Here is a 17,286-nt window from a genome sequence, read left to right on the forward strand (position 1 = left end):
GCGCTGCTGACATAAAACATCCTCCCAATCAGGATGAATCACAAATCAAACCAAATGGGAATCCCATGATTCAGCTTTCAAGCTCGCCGCTTTAGATACCACGCACGGTACAAAAACTGAGAAGTTTTCGCAATGAACATTGCACCTATGGAAGGTGAGGGGTTGGCGCTGTAAAATCAGCGCTGCAAAACCAGTTCGAGGCTGCCAAGGCATGATAAAGTGTTCGCTTCCAGCCATTGATTGGCAGTTCGGGTTCAGTTGCAATAACTGACAAGTGTGCGCGGAACTGAATTGCATCCAGCATTCTCAAAGTAGACTTGCGTTGCGAAATTAGTGGGGCAAGCTCTGACCATACCCTAGATCGATACCGTTCTCCCAAATTACAATCCTCGAAATGTTGTGCCACACGGCTCTGGTCTTTGACGCTCCAGCCTGGTGGAGCTGCTACGTCAAAACTAACGACTATGGGAGTTTCTTGCGAAACTCTTGCTATCGTCCATTTTTCATCAAAGAAATGCGGCGCATCAAAGTACGGATGAAGCGGTTGAAGATTTGGGTTTGAGGGGAAGTTGCTCCCCATTCCTTTGTTGCAAACGTCACAGGCTGGAACAAGGTTACTAGGCAATACGGAATAAGCTGGAAATCGTGCCTTTGGCAGATAGTGATCCAATGAACCGATTTCCCCTACCCCTCCACAATAAGGACACTCATCGTGGGCCGCGAGCTTGATGGAGTCGTAAATTTTCCTTGCTTGCCCTTTAGATTTCACCACACCTTCGTCGTACAACTTCACCAAATTTTCCTTCGACAGGCCCCCAACGATAATGGCTGTGGGGTGACCATGTCGAGCTTTCGGGAGATTACTCCAAGTTTGCGTCAGTGTCTCTGAGTGGAAATCCACATATGCATCCTGCACTGCTTGCCTGTTCGCCAGAAACAATGGACTGAGTGCAGCAGCATTCAAATCTTCCACACCATTGTCGAACAGCTCAATTGACGGATACTCTGGCACGTTTAGTTTTTTCATTCGTGGTCAATTCCGCCATCTCGGTTAACAATCATGGCCCTCAAGATACCTTTAGCTTCAAAGCCCAAATTGCCTTCCAACCCGCCCAAGATCTCGCCGTAACTACCGCCGTCAGAAACTAAGTCAGTCAAAACCGTATGAAAACCGGACTTGGTGACTTCCAGCCCAAAAACTTCCCTAGTCAGAGTGCCAACATTCTCGCCAAATGTATCTGTCTCTGGGCGTGCCCAATCCGAAGACAACTTCGATCTATAAACCTTCCAAACGCAAGATTTCGGAATCTCTTGCAAGACAACAGGCGAATGAGTGGCGAAAATAGCAATAGCATTCCTGCTCGAAAGCAACTGACTGAGGCTTCGCATTAACGCTGACAACAGCGGCGGATGTAGATGGCTTTCTGGCTCATCAAACAAAACCAAAGTCTTTTCTTGAATTTTCGCAACTAGACAAGTCAATGTGAGGATCACGATTGCATGGCCTGAACTCATTTTACCTATCACGAAAAGAGCATGTTTTTTAAGCTCTTCGCCATCAAGCTCTGCCAAATCTTGAAGGTCCATTTCGGCAAAGTTGCCGTCACTTTCCAAAACTGACATCGCCTGTTGCCACCTATTTTTTCGACCACTTTCTGCTAGGCAAACCTCCAAGTTTTTTGCAAACTCCTGATGCAGTTGCTTTTTTGATTTAATAATTGCTCCGCCTTCATCCGCATAGTCAGTTAGACCGATGTAAGAATAGTGTGTTTTTACTTCTGTTCCATCCGGTTCTGGCGGAAGATCGAATGGGTCAAAAGCGCTAAAAGCTATCGAGATCAGGCTGCTGAAATACTCATCACCTATTGCCTGCCGATCTAATAGAATATCGTCAGTATAGAATTGGGCATCTGTTTCCGAACTACGGGCAATTGCTCTAACCATCGAGTTAAGAAGCGTAGTTTTCCCCACGCCGTTTCGCCCGATTAACGCGTGCATATTCGTACTTGGTGTAGAGTTTGCTCGGACAACAAACTCTAGGTCATAACCAGCAAATTTGTCGGAAGAGGGAAGATCAAAACCAAAATGGAAATCTGTTAGGAGCACTTCCCCACGCAAAACACTGACAAACTGGTCCCTTACGTCTTTGATATTTGCCGATCGTAGCAAAGAAGTCTGAAACACACTTTCATTCTCTGCCTGCTTTAAGATTTCTGGATTGTGTACAACATCTTTAAGGCCGACAAGGAACCTTGTCCGCCATTCAGTTGAAAAATTGCTGCGGAGGTCCTTATAGAACTCCACATTTGTACCTAACGAAAAAAAACCTTCAGGTAGAGTTGAAAAGTTCGCGTCCAAAGCTTGGTGAGTGCTGGTGGCATCCGTCTGGCCGACAAAGCCTATCTTGACATTCGGAAGTTCATGCGATGTCCCACGTTCATCAAATGCTTGAACTTCAAACATTGTTACAAACGAATAGTCGTTCCAGTGATCAATTTTTAAATAGACGGTGTCTATGCCACTTGAAGGCATTGCTACTCTTGAGCCAATGACGTGAAATTCCATCAATCAATATCCAACTTAGGCAACCCGTTCACGATCTTCATCGTTTCCAGGCTGACAGTGATCACCCGTTGGAACAGTACCAGTGGATATACCGGGTCGCCGACGGTTTCGATGGCGTAGCGGTTGGCATCGTTGACAATGCCGCTGGCTTTGTCGGTTTTCACGCATTGGCGTTCCACCACCCAATCCAGCGCGGGTTTGCCGTTGACGACGTAGTCGTAGGCTTCAAGGGGGATGCCTGTGATGGTGATGCGTGGGTTGTAGTGGACAATGGTTTTGTCTTTGTTCTTGCCCTTGCCGCCGTATTTCATCTTTTCGACGCGGTAGTATGCTTCTGGGTCGGGGATATGTGCCAAGCGTAAATCACCTTCGGCGATCACGACTGGATAGGGTTCGACGATTTCGTAGTTCACATGCAGATCGCCCAGCGCGCGGCCTGCTTTGGAGAACGCCCAGAAATCGGCGACGGTTTTGACGGCGGGGATGCGGGGGAGTTCTTTGGACAGGTTGTTCTTGAACCGCTCGCGATAATCAGGGGAATGCAGCAGACCATAGATGTAATAGAACAGGTCTTCCTTGCTGATCTGCTCGCCCGCATAAGCGTCTTGGAAGTGCTCTAGCCCCGCATCGCTGATCCCATCGCGTTCGGTATAGCCCGTGTCGCCAGTGGCAAAGAGGCCATCATCGGCGCTAGCGGGGTCGTAGAGTTTGAGAGGAAAACATTGGCCTTTTTCGACCATATCCCCAGAAATCAGCCGATCAATCATCAAGGCGGTAAAGCCGCTTCTAGATCCAATTCCAGAGATTGAAATTCCGAGGTTTTCTGCATCACCATCTGCAAACAATTTGGGAGTTTGGTAGACATACTCGTTGAAGAGTTTGTCATAGTAGATCCACTGTTTAACGAACGGCCTATACAAAATTGGCTTAACTTGAGTCGATGAAAAATTTGCGTTTTTCAATGATTTCATTCGCTTCTTTAGGTGAAACGACCAACTAATATTTTTGGGGTCTAGGCTGATTGTCTTCTCGACTTCTTGCTCCGGTGATTCCTTAAATCGCGCTAACTCCGCTGAATAAAAATCAATCATTCGCTCCATATTTAGGCCAACTTCGCCCCGCGAACTATTGACAGCCCAAGCGTCACGATTGGTTGCAATACCTAACGAGAAATTCTTGAATACAGTGAGCGATGACTTTTTCTGTTTATCCCCTATAGCGATTGATTTCTCAAAACTTGGATCGCGTAAATTTATCCAATCGGCTTGTTCGTTAGGCTCTACGGCTTGCCATTTCTTCGACAAAGCTGAAAATGACCCTAGGTCCGAGAGAATACGTTTTTTCTCGACTGACGATAGGTCATCGCCAATGTCAAAATAGTGAATTTTTCCCTGTTCCGAGGCATCAGTATTTTTTACAAGGAATGATATAGCAATCCCGGTCATACTTCCGCTATCAAAGACATTCCCACCTTCTTTCGCCGCCCCTTTGCTCAACATGTTTTTGCGAATATCGCCGCGCAAATTGATGACGAACAAAGAACTAAAATCATCTTTCAGGCACCTACGCATCCCGTCCATTGCAGGCTTTTCGATGAAGCCGCTTCCTGAAACGAACCCGACGACACCTTGATCAGCATTTCTCAGACGATCTGTTGCCCATTTTATGGCAAGCACATAGCTGTCATAGACGCTTCTAGCGTTACTATCTGACCTCTTGATGTATGTTTCTTGAAGTGACTTTCGAAGGCCGGGGTAAGGAACGTTCTTCGCGTCATCATTGGCATTTTTTTGCCCCACAGAATACGGTGGATTCCCAATAATCACCCGAATATCGCGCCGTTTTTGGGCCGTCCGCCGCTCTGAGTTATCCGGCAAAAGGTCCGCGATCATGTCCTTTTCTTGCTCGTAAAGCTGGAAGGTGTCCGTCAGCACGATCCCGTCAAAGGGCGCGTAGGGCATGTCTTCGCCACTCTCGCTCAGCGCCATCGCGTGTTCCTTGGCCATGTCGTGATAGACTGCTTCGATATTGATCGCGGCGATGTAGTAGGCCAGCAAGACAATCTCGTTGGCGTGGATTTCGTGTTTGTATTTATGCTCCAGCTCTTCGGGTTTGATTAGCCCCGATTGCAGCAACCGCGTGATGAAGGTGCCTGTTCCGGTGAAGGGGTCAAGGATATGTACGCCCTTGCTGCCGAGCGTTTGTCCAAACTCTGATTTCAGCACGTCGTTGACGGAATGAATTATGAAATCCACCACCTCGACAGGGGTATAAACGATGCCCAGCTTTTGCGTCATCGCCGGGAAGGCAGAGCGGAAGAACTGATCATAGAGGCGCACCACAAGCGCCTGGCGGCCTTGGGCGGTCTTGATGCCCTCTGACTGCCTACGCACGCTGTCATAGAAGCCTTGGAGCGTCTCAGCCTCTTTGCCGATGTTGTGGTGGTGAAGCTGGCCCAGCACGATCTCCATCGCTTTGGACACGGGGTTGTTCGCCGTGAAGTGGTTGTCGCGGAACAGAGTGTCGAAAACAGGTTTGGTGATCAGGTGTTGCGCCAGCATTTCAATGGCGTCTTGTTCGGAAATTTCTGGGTTCAGGTCGTCGCGAATTTCATCAAGGAAGGCCATGAACGCGGTTCGCTCTTCGCCTTCTTTCGCAACAATTGTGCTGATCCGCGTGATATGTGTTTCGGCAATCTTGGCGATGTCCTTGGCCCACTTGTCCCAGTGTTCGCGCGTGCCGCATTTTTCAACGATCTTAGCGCGCAGGGCCTGAGTCAGTTCATCAAAAACAAAGCCTAGCTGTTGCTCCTCGTCATCAATAACAATCTCACCATCGGCATGATCCCCTGCACTGCCACCAACATCACTCCGCTTGGCCGCCGTAGTTTTGTTTACGTCAATGTCTTCAACAACGGCAGTCGTCGCCATCATTTCTTGTGTGACGCCGATGATTTGAATTTTGTCGGACACATCTTCGCCGATGCTAATCTGGTTAATAGCCCCGTCCAGCCGTTCATCATGCGACCGCAGGGCGTTGAGAATTTGCCAGACCACTTGATAGCGTTCGTTGTCGTTCAACGCGTCCTCGGGTGCCACGCCAGCAGGGACAGCAACAGGCAGAATGACATAGCCCATATCTTTGCCCGGAGCCTTGCGCATCACGCGCCCAATGGATTGCACAACGTCGATCTGGCTTTTGCGTGGATGCATAAAGATGATGCCATCCAAAGCTGGCACATCAACCCCTTCGGACAGGCATCGCGCGTTGGTCAGGATGCGACAAGTGACATCGTCAGTGTCATCATCCTTGAGCCAGTCCAGACAATCCTCGCGTTGTTTTGCGTTGAAGGTGCCATCCACATGGCGCGTTTGCACTTCCAGCGCAGGACCACTGTTGTCGCCGATGTCCTCATTGTTCAGGTACTCATCGACCACCTCAGAAAATTCGCCGGTAATCATCTTGGAAACAGCAATGTTTTTACAAAAGGCCAATGCCCTTTTCATTGGGATTGGGTATTCAGCTTCTTCGCCGATTAACTCATGTTTGGTCAGGGCCTTGTAGCAGCCAATAATTTTAGTCGCATCGTCCAGCTTCATCTCACTAGATTCAGCCAACCGATTTTGGACGCCAGCGCTAATTAAGCCTTCATCGACGGCAAGCACGATAACCTTGTAGTCAGCCAGAAGATTGTTCTCTACGGCCCAGGAAAAGCCTTTGTAGAATAGAACTTTACCGAACTTGGCTTCGTCGTTCATATCGGCCAAAGCAACGTCATGTTGCTTGGCCTTGGCCTTTGCGTTCTCACCAAAGATTTTTGGTGTCGCAGTCATGTAGAGGCGTTTCTTACCCGCCACATTTTCATTTGAATGGATCTTTACGAAATTGCTTTCATCGCTACCCGCAAGGGTCGCACCAGTGGTCCGGTGCGCTTCATCACAAATGATCCAATCAAACTCAGGTAGGCCATAATTTTTTTGTGCATCTGTCAGCACTTGAATGGATTGATAGGTCGAGAATACCACAACCATCTTTTCACGGTCGCTAACAGCTATCTGTTGAGCGATTTTACCAGCGTCAGTGGTGGCGGGGAAGGCAAGATCATGCACCGTAAATTGTATTGCATCACCTTCGCTTTCTCGCTTGCCCACTTTAACATCGGAACAAACGGAAAAGGCCAAGAAGTCGTCTGCGCAATCGTTTTTCCACTCTCGCACGGTTTGAGACATCAACGCTAGGGAAGGCACCATGTAGAGAACAAGCTTACCTTTGCCGCCCAACTCTTCTGCGATCTTCAAGCTTGTGAAAGTTTTACCAGTACCACAGGCCATAACCAGCTTGCCGCGATCTGCGCTTACCAAGCCATTCTTAACTGCCTCCAAAGCTTCTCTCTGGTGGTCCCGTAGCGTCTTCGGGTCGCTAAGCTTGATAGTGTGGTCACGGAAGTAGGCAGACCAATCAATTCGACTCTTTTCAAGGTCCGACAACGCGATCCGGTGCCAATCTTTGTCCAGATTATCCAACATCGCGGTCAAATTCGCGCTAAAATCCTTGAGGGTAGTGTCAACTATGACAAGGCTCACAAAGTCCTTAGTCGATGCCGCTGAAACGAAAGAGTCGATATGCTTTTTGTTGATACTGCTATCAGAGGCATAGAATTTGCATTGGATAGCGCAAAACCCTGATCCGTCGGCGAGACGTGCGACAAGGTCGATACCCGTATCATTCGATGGCAATCCACGTTCTGAGGCCCAATCCTTGAACAGCCAAACCTTGTCGTAGGGTTGCCCTTGAAGGGTGTCATTCTCCAGAAAGACCTTAACTAGCTTCTCAAAAAATTCGCCTTTCTCAAATTCTGACTGCGACTTTAGACGGATTTCATCCAGAATTTGGGCAAGTGATTTACGCATAGTAGCTCCTATTCTCAAAGAACAGGGTTCCCACCGTCATCAAGGTAAGTCAACTTATGATTGCGACGCTCTCAAAACCATTATCCTAGGCGGGGTGCAGAGACTTTATCAACTCACCCTGCTGTTGCCCGGTAACTGGCAGATAGCTGGAAACAGTGGTTGTGAAGTTTTCATGGCCCAAATTCTGCGACCATGCCTTTTGCGTTGCCAGTGGCAAGTTTCGGTCACTTAACTCCTGCCCCAGGGTCTTACGGATACTATGAGGGTGATATGGATGCATTTGGACTTGCGCAAACGCCGTGCGGAACACTTCATTTACCTTTGACCCATTAGCGTAGATTTCACGAGACAGAGTATCAAACACGAACTTTCCGTCGACTAGGCGTCGTTCAGGTCTGGGGAACAAGGCGTCTTCTGGCCCGAACATCTTTTTATTGCGCAAAAACCCTACCCAATCGGTGAAATTGGCCAGATAATCGGGATGCATCGGGAAGAACCATGTTGTAATCGTCTTTCCCGCTTTGGTCCGAACTTCGCGGCCATCTTGAAAAACGAACCCGTCTACCAAATTAATATGCTTCAGGCGCAAAGAAGAGACTGCGCCGACCCTTGCGCCAGTGATCATCAGGAAAGCAAACATGGCTTTGTCACGTCTCTCCAACTCAGTCTGCCCGGCCATGCCCTGAAAGGCATGATGAGCAGCTTGTTTGGACGGGTATTGAACAGGTCGCTGTGCGTGAGCGGCGCGGGCGTCGTTGCGGTTGTTGTTGAAATATTCCACGTCAGCATAGCTCAGCACCTTCTTAAACCCCTGCTGGCCCGCCAACCAATGAAAGAACCCTTTGACCAAGCGCAAAGTTGCGTCTGTTGTTGACAAGGCCAAGGGTTTACCTTTGACCGTTTTCGTACTGCTCAAGGCGTCCTTGAAGTGCCGCGCCTGTTCGATGTGAAAAGCTTTGAAAGGTTTGAATTTGGTGCTGTCCTCAAACTTCACCAGCGCCGCCCGCACCTTGTCGAGCGACTTTTCATCCTGGCCTTTGGCTTCTCGAAGATAGTTCACATAGCGCCGCTTGATACGCTCGTTTTCTGCATTGAATTTGCGCATGACTCCGGGTCCTTTTTGAAGTGGTAATTTAAGAGGGGGTTGAGGGGTTCCTTTAGGGTCACCGATTACCCCTCGTCGCCACTTCCAGAACCTTGCGGATTTGGGGCAGGTCGCGTGCGCTTATATTGCGGTTGCATTGGCATTCGCAAACGCCACACAGCGCCTTCAGTCGTCCGCCCTTCTCACTTGTAGGCTCATAGTCTGCCATCGACCCCAGCGCCGCTCTGGTGGCCTTGCAACGGAAGCAAAAGAACTCATCCAATGCTGAAGGGCGTTTTGCATCGGCCTTACGAGCGGTCAGAAATTCTAGAGCCTGAAACCCCATGACGATCGTCGGACGATTGCCATCGACGCACTGCATCCCTGCTTTGATCCAGTTACGAACCGTCGCAATGGAAACATCCGCCGCCTCTGCCAACTCAGGAACCCGATAGGACTTGTTGGCTTTGATGGATCTCGTCTTAAAGCGCCGCGCCACTATAGGCCCTCAACCCGCCGCGCTTCTGCCCACGCGTTCAGGTCGGAGCCACGATAGACGATCTTGCGGCCAAGGCGGTAAAAGGTTGGCCCCATACCTTTGTGACGCCATTGGGCCAGCTTATCGCGGTCCCCAATGAGGTCGAGTTCGTCGTCGCCGAGGACGTAGTTGCGGTTGTTTTCAAATAGAGTGGTCATGTTTGATCATCTTTCCATGCTTTCCATGTCGCATGAATGACACTCATTTAATTAAATAAAAACAATAACTTACATAGCCTTAGGCCTAAACCTAATGACAGATAGAGCCTAGCCTCTACCGCAAAAAATCCAATGCCTACAGCCATACCTATTTATCAAATGTGGCCTAACGCCTTTTTCGTTAGATCCATAATTTTTGGGCCGAACTCACCATTCGCCTGAAATTCTTCTAGCGTTTCAAGGAACCAACGTTCGCTTAGTGGTTTTCCTTGAGGTCCAAGAAAATCACTCGGCATATCTCTGAGAGCAATTTCTCTTATTGAGTGAGCCACAATACCAATCGGTGCTCCTAAAAACGAAACGCCCTTCTCTTCAAAAGCCGTTTCGAAAAGTTCTAAGCACTTCGTCCTCAACACTGCAAATTTTTCCGCCGTTGCGTCTCCGCCACGTGGGCTACCTATTTTCCGAGCGGCGGCTTGCGCATAAAAGTTTAAAGCGGCGGCTTCATGATTTTCTTTCCACCATGCATCCCGATAAAGTGACCCGATTTTAACCCCTGCGTTCACCAACATAACGTAAGGATTTCGCCTCTCAATCTTGCGCTCCTCTTCAGCTGTTCCGAGATAATAGTCGTCAACATTCCCTGCGAGGTCATCAACCTCGGCCCTCGCTTCGACTTCATCAGAGATCGCCATCCCGACCTCCTCACTAAGCCGATAAATATGAGCCGCAAACCAAACTGAACTTTCTGGTCCTTGATCAAACATGACCTCCTGATCAGTCCCCTCAAAGAATTTCTCTGCCATTTCGACACCTTTTGCTTTGGCGTCTCCCAAGCTCAATTTCCCAGTATCGTAAGGAATGAAGCACTGACAGAAGATCTCCCCAACAAGATCCAAGTCTGCAAACCGCTTCATTGGCTCCAGACTCGACTCGTTCAGAACACCAACAGCCCAATGCTGAGCGTCAATAAAACTGGCTGAATAACCGTCGTCTGAGAAAGCCTCTTCAAAGACACGACTCGCAGGCAACCCCTCTTTGTTCGCAAAAACTGAATCTACAAAACGTTGTGCAAAAGATCTCTCATGCGGCAAGAAATCAACTAAGCCAGTCTTTGGCTTTTCGATCATGTAAAAACTCCCTGTACTACGTTTAGCCTCTTAGCCAGCAATGAACGTAGACCAGCGTTCCATCAATGCCCGCCGCTTGTCCAGCAAATCGGATCGCGCGTAGGCCCGCTCAACATCAGACCCAACTTTATGTGAAAGGCTCATTTCAGCAATCTCGCGCGGTGCGCTGGCCACTTCGGACGCCCAATCTCGGAACGTAGAACGGAAGCCGTGGACCGTCACGCCCTCCACGTTCATTCGTCGCAACAGCATCAACATCGACATATTCGACAGGGGCTTGTGACGTTTCTGGCCTTCAAACACATATTCAGATTTCAACGTTTTCAGAGGTTCAATGATCGACAACATTGCGTCCGTTAACGGGACGCGGTGTTCCTCGCCCGTCTTCATGCGCTCATCTGGGCAATTCCAGACACGCGCATCAAAGTCGATTTCATCCCACCGCATCCCCAAGACCTCACCCGTGCGCGACCCCGTCAAACAAGTGAAGCGCAGGGCGTTGGCAGACATGGCGTTGCGGGTCTTGAGGTCAGCATAGAACGCGGGCGCGTCTTGCCAACGCATTGCCTTGTGGTGCTTAGGTTTAACCTTCACCTTGGGCAATGCTCCAGCGTCCTTAATACCCGTAACGGGATTTTCCCCAGACCGAAAGCCTTTGGACTTGGCCACATCCAGAACCGTCTTGATCCGCTGCGCCAACCGCCGCGCTGTTTCATGTTTTTCCGTCCAGATAGGCGATAAGCACATCATGACTTCGGGTTGATCGATACTATCCAACGGCATCCGTCCGATTTTAGGGAAGGCATAGTCGCGCAAGGTATTAATCCACTGCTGACCGTGTTTGGCATTCTTCCAAGTCGGCATACGTTCAATATGCACTTGCTGGGCAAACTCTTCAAACGTCGGGATTTCGCGCTGGGCTTTGAAACGTGGGTTTAAGCCCTGTTTGGCCATCCGTCGATATTCTAGCGCGCGTTCTCGCGCTTGGTTCAGCGTCACGATGTCAGCACCGCCCAACCCGAAATCCGTCCTGAGGGGCGCACCCTTCTTGTTCTTCTGGCCCTTGACCACCACCCTTACAATCCAGCGTCGCGCGCCCGATGGGTCAACAACCAAATAGAGACCATTGCCATCGCCATGACGCCCTGCGCCTAGATTCTCGACCAGTTTTTTGGTCAGCTTGCCGGATAGAGCCATCCTCAAAATACCACATTCCATACCACCCAAGGAACGAATATAGACACAACCGAAAGAAATTCAAGACAAGCGAACAACTCACCTAAACCGCAATAAACAAAAGAAAAAGGCCGCTTAAAGCGGCCCATTCAAATCAAACAAAAATGTAAGATGGCGGAGACGAAGTCCGCCTACGTACATTCTAACCCATTCCTATAGGTTACCGTAAGCAACTGTCTTGCAAATAGATTAACCAGATTAGCTTCCCAAGAGGTCTTGAACATTCCCGCTGCTTCCCCCAAGTTGTGGGGGAAGAGATGGGGGAAGAAATTGTGCAAGGCACTCGCAGACCGGAAAGAGCATTGACGGCGCAGTTTGTCCGCAATGTTAAAGAACCGGGCAAGTACTTCGACGGACAGGGCCTCTTCCTAAGGGTTGAGAAAAACGGCTCTCGCTTCTGGGTTCAGCGCATCACTATTCGCGGCAAGCGTTGCGAGCTGGGGCTCGGCTCCCCTACCCTTGTCACCCTTGCAGAAGCGCGTGAGGTTGCGCTTGTAAATCGCAAACTGGCGCGTGCCGGGGGCGACCCTCTGGCGGCCAAGAAGCAGGCACAGGCAGTCCTCACTTTTGAAGAAGCCGCCCGCAAGGTTCACGAACTGCATAAACCAACCTGGCGCAATGCCAAGCACGCGGCACAGTTTATCAGCACAATGGAAACTTACGCCTTCCCGTACATGGGCAACCTCAAGGTCGCCGATGTGACCACGGCAGACGTGCTGAGAGTGCTTACCCCAATTTGGACACAAAAACCCGAAACCGCGCGCCGTGTTCGCCAGCGGATTGGCACCATCATGAAATGGGCTGTTGCCCAAGGGTGGCGACAAGACAATCCTGCCGAGGCGATAGCGCAGGCTCTTCCAAAGCAGGACAAGACACAGAAGCACCGCAAGGCCCTGCCCTATTCGGAGGTGGCCAATTGCATTGACGTTGTGAAGTCCTCGCAAGCTGGCGCGACCACTAAGCTGGCATTGGAGTTTTTGGTGCTTACCGCAACCCGTTCAGGCGAAACACGGTTGGCACGCTGGACTGAGTTTGATTTTCATGGAGCTACTACTGCCTCCGACGCAGTCACCGCAACTTGGGTTGTTCCGCCTGAGCGGATGAAGGCAAAGAAAGAGCACCGCATTCCAATCTCAGAACGCGCGCTGGGCTTGCTAAAGGATGCTGAGGCTATGTCAGATGGTTCAGAGTTCGTGTTCCCCGGCACACAGCGCGGAAAGCCACTTTCCGACATGACGCTTTCGAAATTAGTTAAAGAGCTCGGCTTTGATGCTGATGTACATGGTTTCCGCACGTCGTTCCGCACATGGGCACAGGAGCGCACCAGCTTCCCCAGAGAAGTCGCGGAGGCCGCCTTGGCTCACACCATCAAAGACAAGGCAGAAGCCGCATATGCGCGCTCTGACCTATTCGAGAAGCGCACCAAAATGATGGAAAGCTGGGCAATTTATCTGAACCACGGTTACAGCAATATTGTGAGGATTAAATGAGCGGATTTTCTGGATACGACGCACCGTCAGGTCCCAGTGCCTTGGACTACTGGAAGCTAACTGATGAATTGTCAGTAGTTGATGCGGCTATTTTGATCACTGGGAACGACCCCGCTCAACACTATTGGGATGACGACAACAACAAAATTCAGGAAACAAACCATGTAGGATTTGAACCAGCATTCAAAGCGCTTCGCTCTGCCATTTTGTCAAATGGGCTTCGGGCCAACATAAAGTTAAGTGCTCGCTTTCCTTTTGACACTTACCGAGGCGGCTATGACACCCCTCCAAGCGACACGTACGACGATTTTACAACATCTAACGAGCAAGGTTTCAAATATACCGAATTGATGAGTCGTGACCCAAGCTATGGCACTATAAAAGCCAACTTCTCGCTGGCAGCGTTTGAAGCGGGTGAAACAGTTTACATCTGTACCGAGCCAAATTGGCGGGAAACAACGATTCTTACGTCCGACTTAAAGGACTGGTTGCGCGAGCGGAATTTCTTCCCTGCATTCTTTTTCGGCACGGGCATTCAGGAAGGCTTTCGAGATAAAGGAAATCCACGATACGCACCGAAGCTCGCCGCCTGTGTAGCGGCTTGGGAGGCAGTTTCGCAGCCCGCAAGAAACAGGTCAGTCAAACAAACTCTCTTGGATTGGTTGAGAAGCAACGCCGCAAATTTCGGAGTAGCTGACGGAGATGGAATCGTTTCCGAAGCAGTTGCCGATGAACTAGCAAAGGTTGTGAACTGGAATCCCAAAGGCGGAGCCACTCCAACTAACCCCTCATCCGATGAGCCAAATAGCCGGTTACCAAAACCATCGCCAAACAACTACCCAAACTCACTCAATCTTGAAGACGCGGGCGACGGCTTAGACAGTGAAATACCTTTCTAAGTTAGGTAGAGAGAAACCACCCCCCTAATTTAAGCTGCTGACAATATGTTACTTTTTCCTTCCACTCATCTCTACCGGCCTTAATACTAAGTTTACTAGCCCCACTCATGCGGCCATTCCCCCTGTCGGTTTTCACAACCTAGTCTCCTATTCGGCCGCCTCCTTTTCCCCCACCTTTCCCAGCATACCGCAACCAAACCCGAGAGGTCCCGCGCCATGCTGGAGAAACACTACCGTCGCCCCGAACTAGAAGAACTCACTGGCCTGAGTTGTTCATCTATCTATCGGTTGATGGATGAAGGCCACTTTCCCCGCCCCGTGAAAATCGGGCGCAGTGCCGTGGCATGGCCGGAAAGCGCTATCGCCAAATGGTTCAAGGAACGCCAACCGGCATAAGAAAACCCGCCCCCATCAAATACGGGCGCGGGCGATAGCATAGAAATGGGGGGCTTCAGACACCCTCAAGCTATCCCAAACGCCCGATTGGCAAAAGGTCAAATCGGATGACAGAGCAGAAACAAGAGAAAACAATTTACACCATCACGACAGCGATGGGAAAAACCTTCAACCTAGTGCTGGCGGGCCGTAACCGCTGGGCAATGGAACAATTGATGAAGGCTGGCACACATGGGTGCACGCCAATCAACAACCCTGCGCCACGCTGGAGCGCCTATGCATTCAATCTCCGAGAATTTGGAGTGCCTATTGAGACAGTGACAGAGCGTCACGCAGGACCATACCCCGGCCATCATGCCCGCTACGTACTGCAAGCACAGGTGCAGAGAGGTGACGGAGGTGCCACCTGATGGGACGTAACAAACGCAACGAGGCGCGCCAAGAGCAGTTCACTAAGTGGGTAAGGGCACACCGTGCTCTTCCCGCATGGAAAGCGCTCGGTTTTCCCGCTCGCGATGCATACTTTAATCTTCAAATCCGGTGTTTTGCGGAGACAGCGCAGAAGAACCCAAAGGTTGAGAATAACAACGGGAAGATTTTTCGATCCCCTCGCAAGTTAGCTGAGGACATGGGATGCAACGTTAAGACGGCGATGAGCGCACTAGCGGACCTTCAGGCCAAGGGTTGGATTGTGTCTACCTACCTTGGCTGTCTGGGCACTGATGGGCGCGGTGAGACAGCACATTTCCGGCTGACCATGCTTCCTACTGGCGCTGGGCGTACCTTCAAATCCGCAACGAAGGAAGCTGAAAAATGGAAGGAAGATTACCCAATTCTCGTCTATGGCAATCACAAGCGAGGCCGTAAATCCGGCGATGCTTCTCGGTTTAAAAAACAAAACCCCGCACCCTTATGTGGTGCAGGCCTGCACCCTTATGTGGTGCAGAAAGCCCCAAAAACACCCGACCCTGCACCCTTTTGTGGTGCGGAAACCGCCCATTTTTGCCCTGAGCCTGCACCCTTTTGTGGTGCATATCTAATAACCATACCTACTGAGGAATTGCGCACTAACTTTTCCGAAGGCCTCGGGTTGTGTGGTCTCGCAAAAAAGAATGCACCCGAAAGAAACAGATCGAACAGGAGCAGTTCCCATGGCTAAGCCCAAGAAAATAAAATCGAGTAAAGATATAGCTGAACATAACGACGTCGGTCTCTCTTTTTCAGGGTCGCATGAAGAGGGCCACAAAATTGAACTGTCTCGCGACCATGCTCTGTCGGATGTTTTTGGAACAGGGTGCAACGCTCAGTCTTCTTTGCTTTTAACCCAATGTCTGAAGATACTGACCAGATTAGAAGCTGGGGGAGACAGTGAGGCCGAGGACGCCAGGTTGTTCATAATCTCAATCATCCAAGACATGGCCCCACGAGACCCTATTGAGCGCATGTTGGCGGTGCAAATGGCAGCCACCCATATGGCAACAATTAGAGCCGCCAGTTGCCTCGCAAATTCTGAATCTGCTCGGATGCGAGAATTGAATGGAAACGGGCTAAATAAATTGGCGCGCACGTTCACCACGCAAATGGAAGCGCTGCGCAAACACCGCAACGGCGGTAAACAGACTGTCACAGTGCAGCATGTGAATGTTGAGGACGGAGGGCAGGCCATTGTCGGCAACGTGGCACAAGGGGGTGGGGGTAAAGATGAAAAGTGACGCCAACCCCATGAACCTAGTGGAATTGATGAATAAAGCGCCCAGATGCAGTGCCCATTCCAAGCGGACAGGTATGCCATGTAAGGCCCCGGCTGTGCGAGGTTGGTCTGTGTGTCGGCTTCATGGTGCCCGAAGCGGCCACGGCCCAGGAAAGGCCAACCCAGCTTATAAACACGGTATGCGCGGGCAGAAATGGGTAGAGATGCGAAAGGCAATTAATGAGTTTGTGCGATTGGTAAAGGAAGCTAAAAGCTAGGGAAAGCCGACAGATTTGAAGTGGGGGCACGGCTTCGGTACAACTCGAGCTGGGTAAATGAAACGATTGAGGCTCGCATCTCCACGGGCAAGTTGCTTGCGAGAGGCTAATACAATTACACTCGCATCAATCCTTTAGGGTCGTTGTTGCCCAAGGCAACATATGTGGGGGAAATTTGGACAAACCAAAATCAAAATCTGAGCAAATCAGACAATTGGCTGTGCAAGGTATGCCAACTGCGGACATAGCTCGCTATCTCAACCTTCGATATCAACATGTTTACAATGTGTTGGCCCAAGAAAAAATGCTGCCATCAAAAATGAAAAAATATCCTATTCTAACCGAAAAACCTTCGCTGAGTTCCGCCCAACTGGTTTCACGTGGATTTTTGCCTGTTGCCAAATGGGTAAAGCGCGATGAAATGGAGATCCAATCCAGCGTACGATTACCACCGAAACCGGCAGTGTACGCTTTTGCAGTAGATGGCCAAGTTCAGTACGTTGGCGTGGCGACTAAGAGCGTGGCACAGAGGCTCGGACACTATTCGCGCCCTGGCCCTTCTCAAAAGACCAACCAAAGAATTAATGCGCTGATAAAACAACTTCTAATGGATGGGAAATCAGTAGAAATCTTGTTGGCCCACCCTCCCGATCTGGATTGGAATGGTTTTCCTGTGGATGGGTGTTCAGGGTTAGAACTGGGAATTATCAAGAAATTTGAGCTAAATTGGAACATTCGAAGCTCGAATTAGCCTAAATACAAATCTAGGAAGGGTTGGATAGTGACAATGATAAGGTACTTTTTCTTGGGGGTGCTAGTGTCCGTCGGCAGAGTTTTTGGGCCCAAGAGCGGCCTAAACTAAGAGAGTGTTTGGCTCATCTTGTTGATGGTATTATGCGGCGTGTTTGCGAT

General features: G+C 50.0%; 15 protein-coding genes. 7 read left to right on the forward strand and 8 right to left on the reverse strand.

Features of this window, described 5'->3' with window-relative positions; all coding sequences use genetic code 11:
• Positions 1–145 precede the first annotated feature (145 nt).
• From BUC32_RS19055 to BUC32_RS19090, 8 genes are all read right to left on the reverse strand, one after another.
• Positions 146–1,027, reverse strand: a complete 882-nt coding sequence (locus BUC32_RS19055; protein ID WP_073256955.1) for an HNH endonuclease — start codon at positions 1,025–1,027, stop codon at positions 146–148.
• Entirely contained in the window at positions 1,024–2,565 is a 1,542-nt protein-coding gene (locus BUC32_RS19060; protein WP_073256958.1) for an AAA family ATPase, read from the reverse strand. The genes BUC32_RS19055 and BUC32_RS19060 overlap by 4 nt, the downstream gene beginning before the upstream one ends.
• Entirely contained in the window at positions 2,565–7,475 is a 4,911-nt protein-coding gene (locus tag BUC32_RS19065; RefSeq protein WP_073256961.1) for a DEAD/DEAH box helicase, read from the reverse strand. The genes BUC32_RS19060 and BUC32_RS19065 overlap by 1 nt, the downstream gene beginning before the upstream one ends.
• 85 nt (positions 7,476–7,560) lie before the next feature.
• Positions 7,561–8,580, reverse strand: a complete 1,020-nt coding sequence (locus BUC32_RS19070; RefSeq protein ID WP_073256965.1) for a tyrosine-type recombinase/integrase — start codon at positions 8,578–8,580, stop codon at positions 7,561–7,563.
• Between the two features lie 58 nt (positions 8,581–8,638).
• Entirely contained in the window at positions 8,639–9,058 is a 420-nt protein-coding gene (locus tag BUC32_RS19075; RefSeq protein ID WP_073256968.1) for a MerR family transcriptional regulator, read from the reverse strand.
• The gene (locus tag BUC32_RS19080; protein ID WP_073256971.1) at positions 9,058–9,255 is read right to left on the reverse strand and encodes a MerR family transcriptional regulator; all 198 of its coding nucleotides are present in this window, start codon (positions 9,253–9,255) and stop codon (positions 9,058–9,060) included. Before BUC32_RS19080 ends, BUC32_RS19075 begins: the two co-directional genes overlap by 1 nt.
• A 155-nt stretch (positions 9,256–9,410) precedes the next feature.
• Complete coding sequence (locus BUC32_RS19085) at positions 9,411–10,385, reverse strand: hypothetical protein (RefSeq protein ID WP_073256974.1); 975 nt, start codon at positions 10,383–10,385, stop codon at positions 9,411–9,413.
• A 30-nt stretch (positions 10,386–10,415) separates the two neighbouring features.
• Complete coding sequence (locus tag BUC32_RS19090) at positions 10,416–11,582, reverse strand: tyrosine-type recombinase/integrase (RefSeq protein ID WP_073256977.1); 1,167 nt, start codon at positions 11,580–11,582, stop codon at positions 10,416–10,418.
• Positions 11,583–11,878: 296 nt separating this feature from the next.
• Between BUC32_RS19090 and BUC32_RS19095 the strand changes: the two genes are divergently transcribed.
• The 7 genes from BUC32_RS19095 to BUC32_RS19130 all read left to right on the forward strand — a co-directional run bounded on the left by BUC32_RS19095 (position 11,879) and on the right by BUC32_RS19130 (position 17,125).
• Positions 11,879–13,111 (forward strand): tyrosine-type recombinase/integrase, encoded by a 1,233-nt coding sequence (locus tag BUC32_RS19095; RefSeq protein ID WP_073256980.1) that lies wholly within the window; start codon positions 11,879–11,881, stop codon positions 13,109–13,111.
• Positions 13,108–14,010 carry a hypothetical protein gene (locus tag BUC32_RS19100; protein ID WP_073256983.1) on the forward strand — a complete coding sequence of 301 codons (903 nt, stop codon included), beginning with the start codon at positions 13,108–13,110 and terminating at the stop codon, positions 14,008–14,010. Before BUC32_RS19095 ends, BUC32_RS19100 begins: the two co-directional genes overlap by 4 nt.
• 216 nt (positions 14,011–14,226) lie before the next feature.
• Complete coding sequence (locus tag BUC32_RS19105; protein ID WP_073256986.1) at positions 14,227–14,406, forward strand: helix-turn-helix transcriptional regulator; 180 nt, start codon at positions 14,227–14,229, stop codon at positions 14,404–14,406.
• Positions 14,407–14,513: 107 nt separating this feature from the next.
• Positions 14,514–14,816: a winged helix domain-containing protein gene (locus BUC32_RS19110; protein WP_073256989.1), complete on the forward strand. Its 303-nt coding sequence runs from the start codon at positions 14,514–14,516 to the stop codon at positions 14,814–14,816.
• Positions 14,816–15,565 carry a helix-turn-helix domain-containing protein gene (locus BUC32_RS19115; RefSeq protein WP_073256992.1) on the forward strand — a complete coding sequence of 250 codons (750 nt, stop codon included), beginning with the start codon at positions 14,816–14,818 and terminating at the stop codon, positions 15,563–15,565. Before BUC32_RS19110 ends, BUC32_RS19115 begins: the two co-directional genes overlap by 1 nt.
• The gene (locus BUC32_RS19120) at positions 15,558–16,118 is read left to right on the forward strand and encodes a hypothetical protein (RefSeq protein WP_073256995.1); all 561 of its coding nucleotides are present in this window, start codon (positions 15,558–15,560) and stop codon (positions 16,116–16,118) included. The genes BUC32_RS19115 and BUC32_RS19120 overlap by 8 nt, the downstream gene beginning before the upstream one ends.
• Before the next feature lie 431 nt (positions 16,119–16,549).
• Positions 16,550–17,125, forward strand: a complete 576-nt coding sequence (locus tag BUC32_RS19130; protein ID WP_139280802.1) for a GIY-YIG nuclease family protein — start codon at positions 16,550–16,552, stop codon at positions 17,123–17,125.
• The last annotated feature ends 161 nt before the right edge of the window (positions 17,126–17,286 follow it).

It is taken from the genome of Shimia gijangensis (assembly GCF_900142085.1).
Classification (GTDB): domain Bacteria; phylum Pseudomonadota; class Alphaproteobacteria; order Rhodobacterales; family Rhodobacteraceae; genus Shimia; species Shimia gijangensis.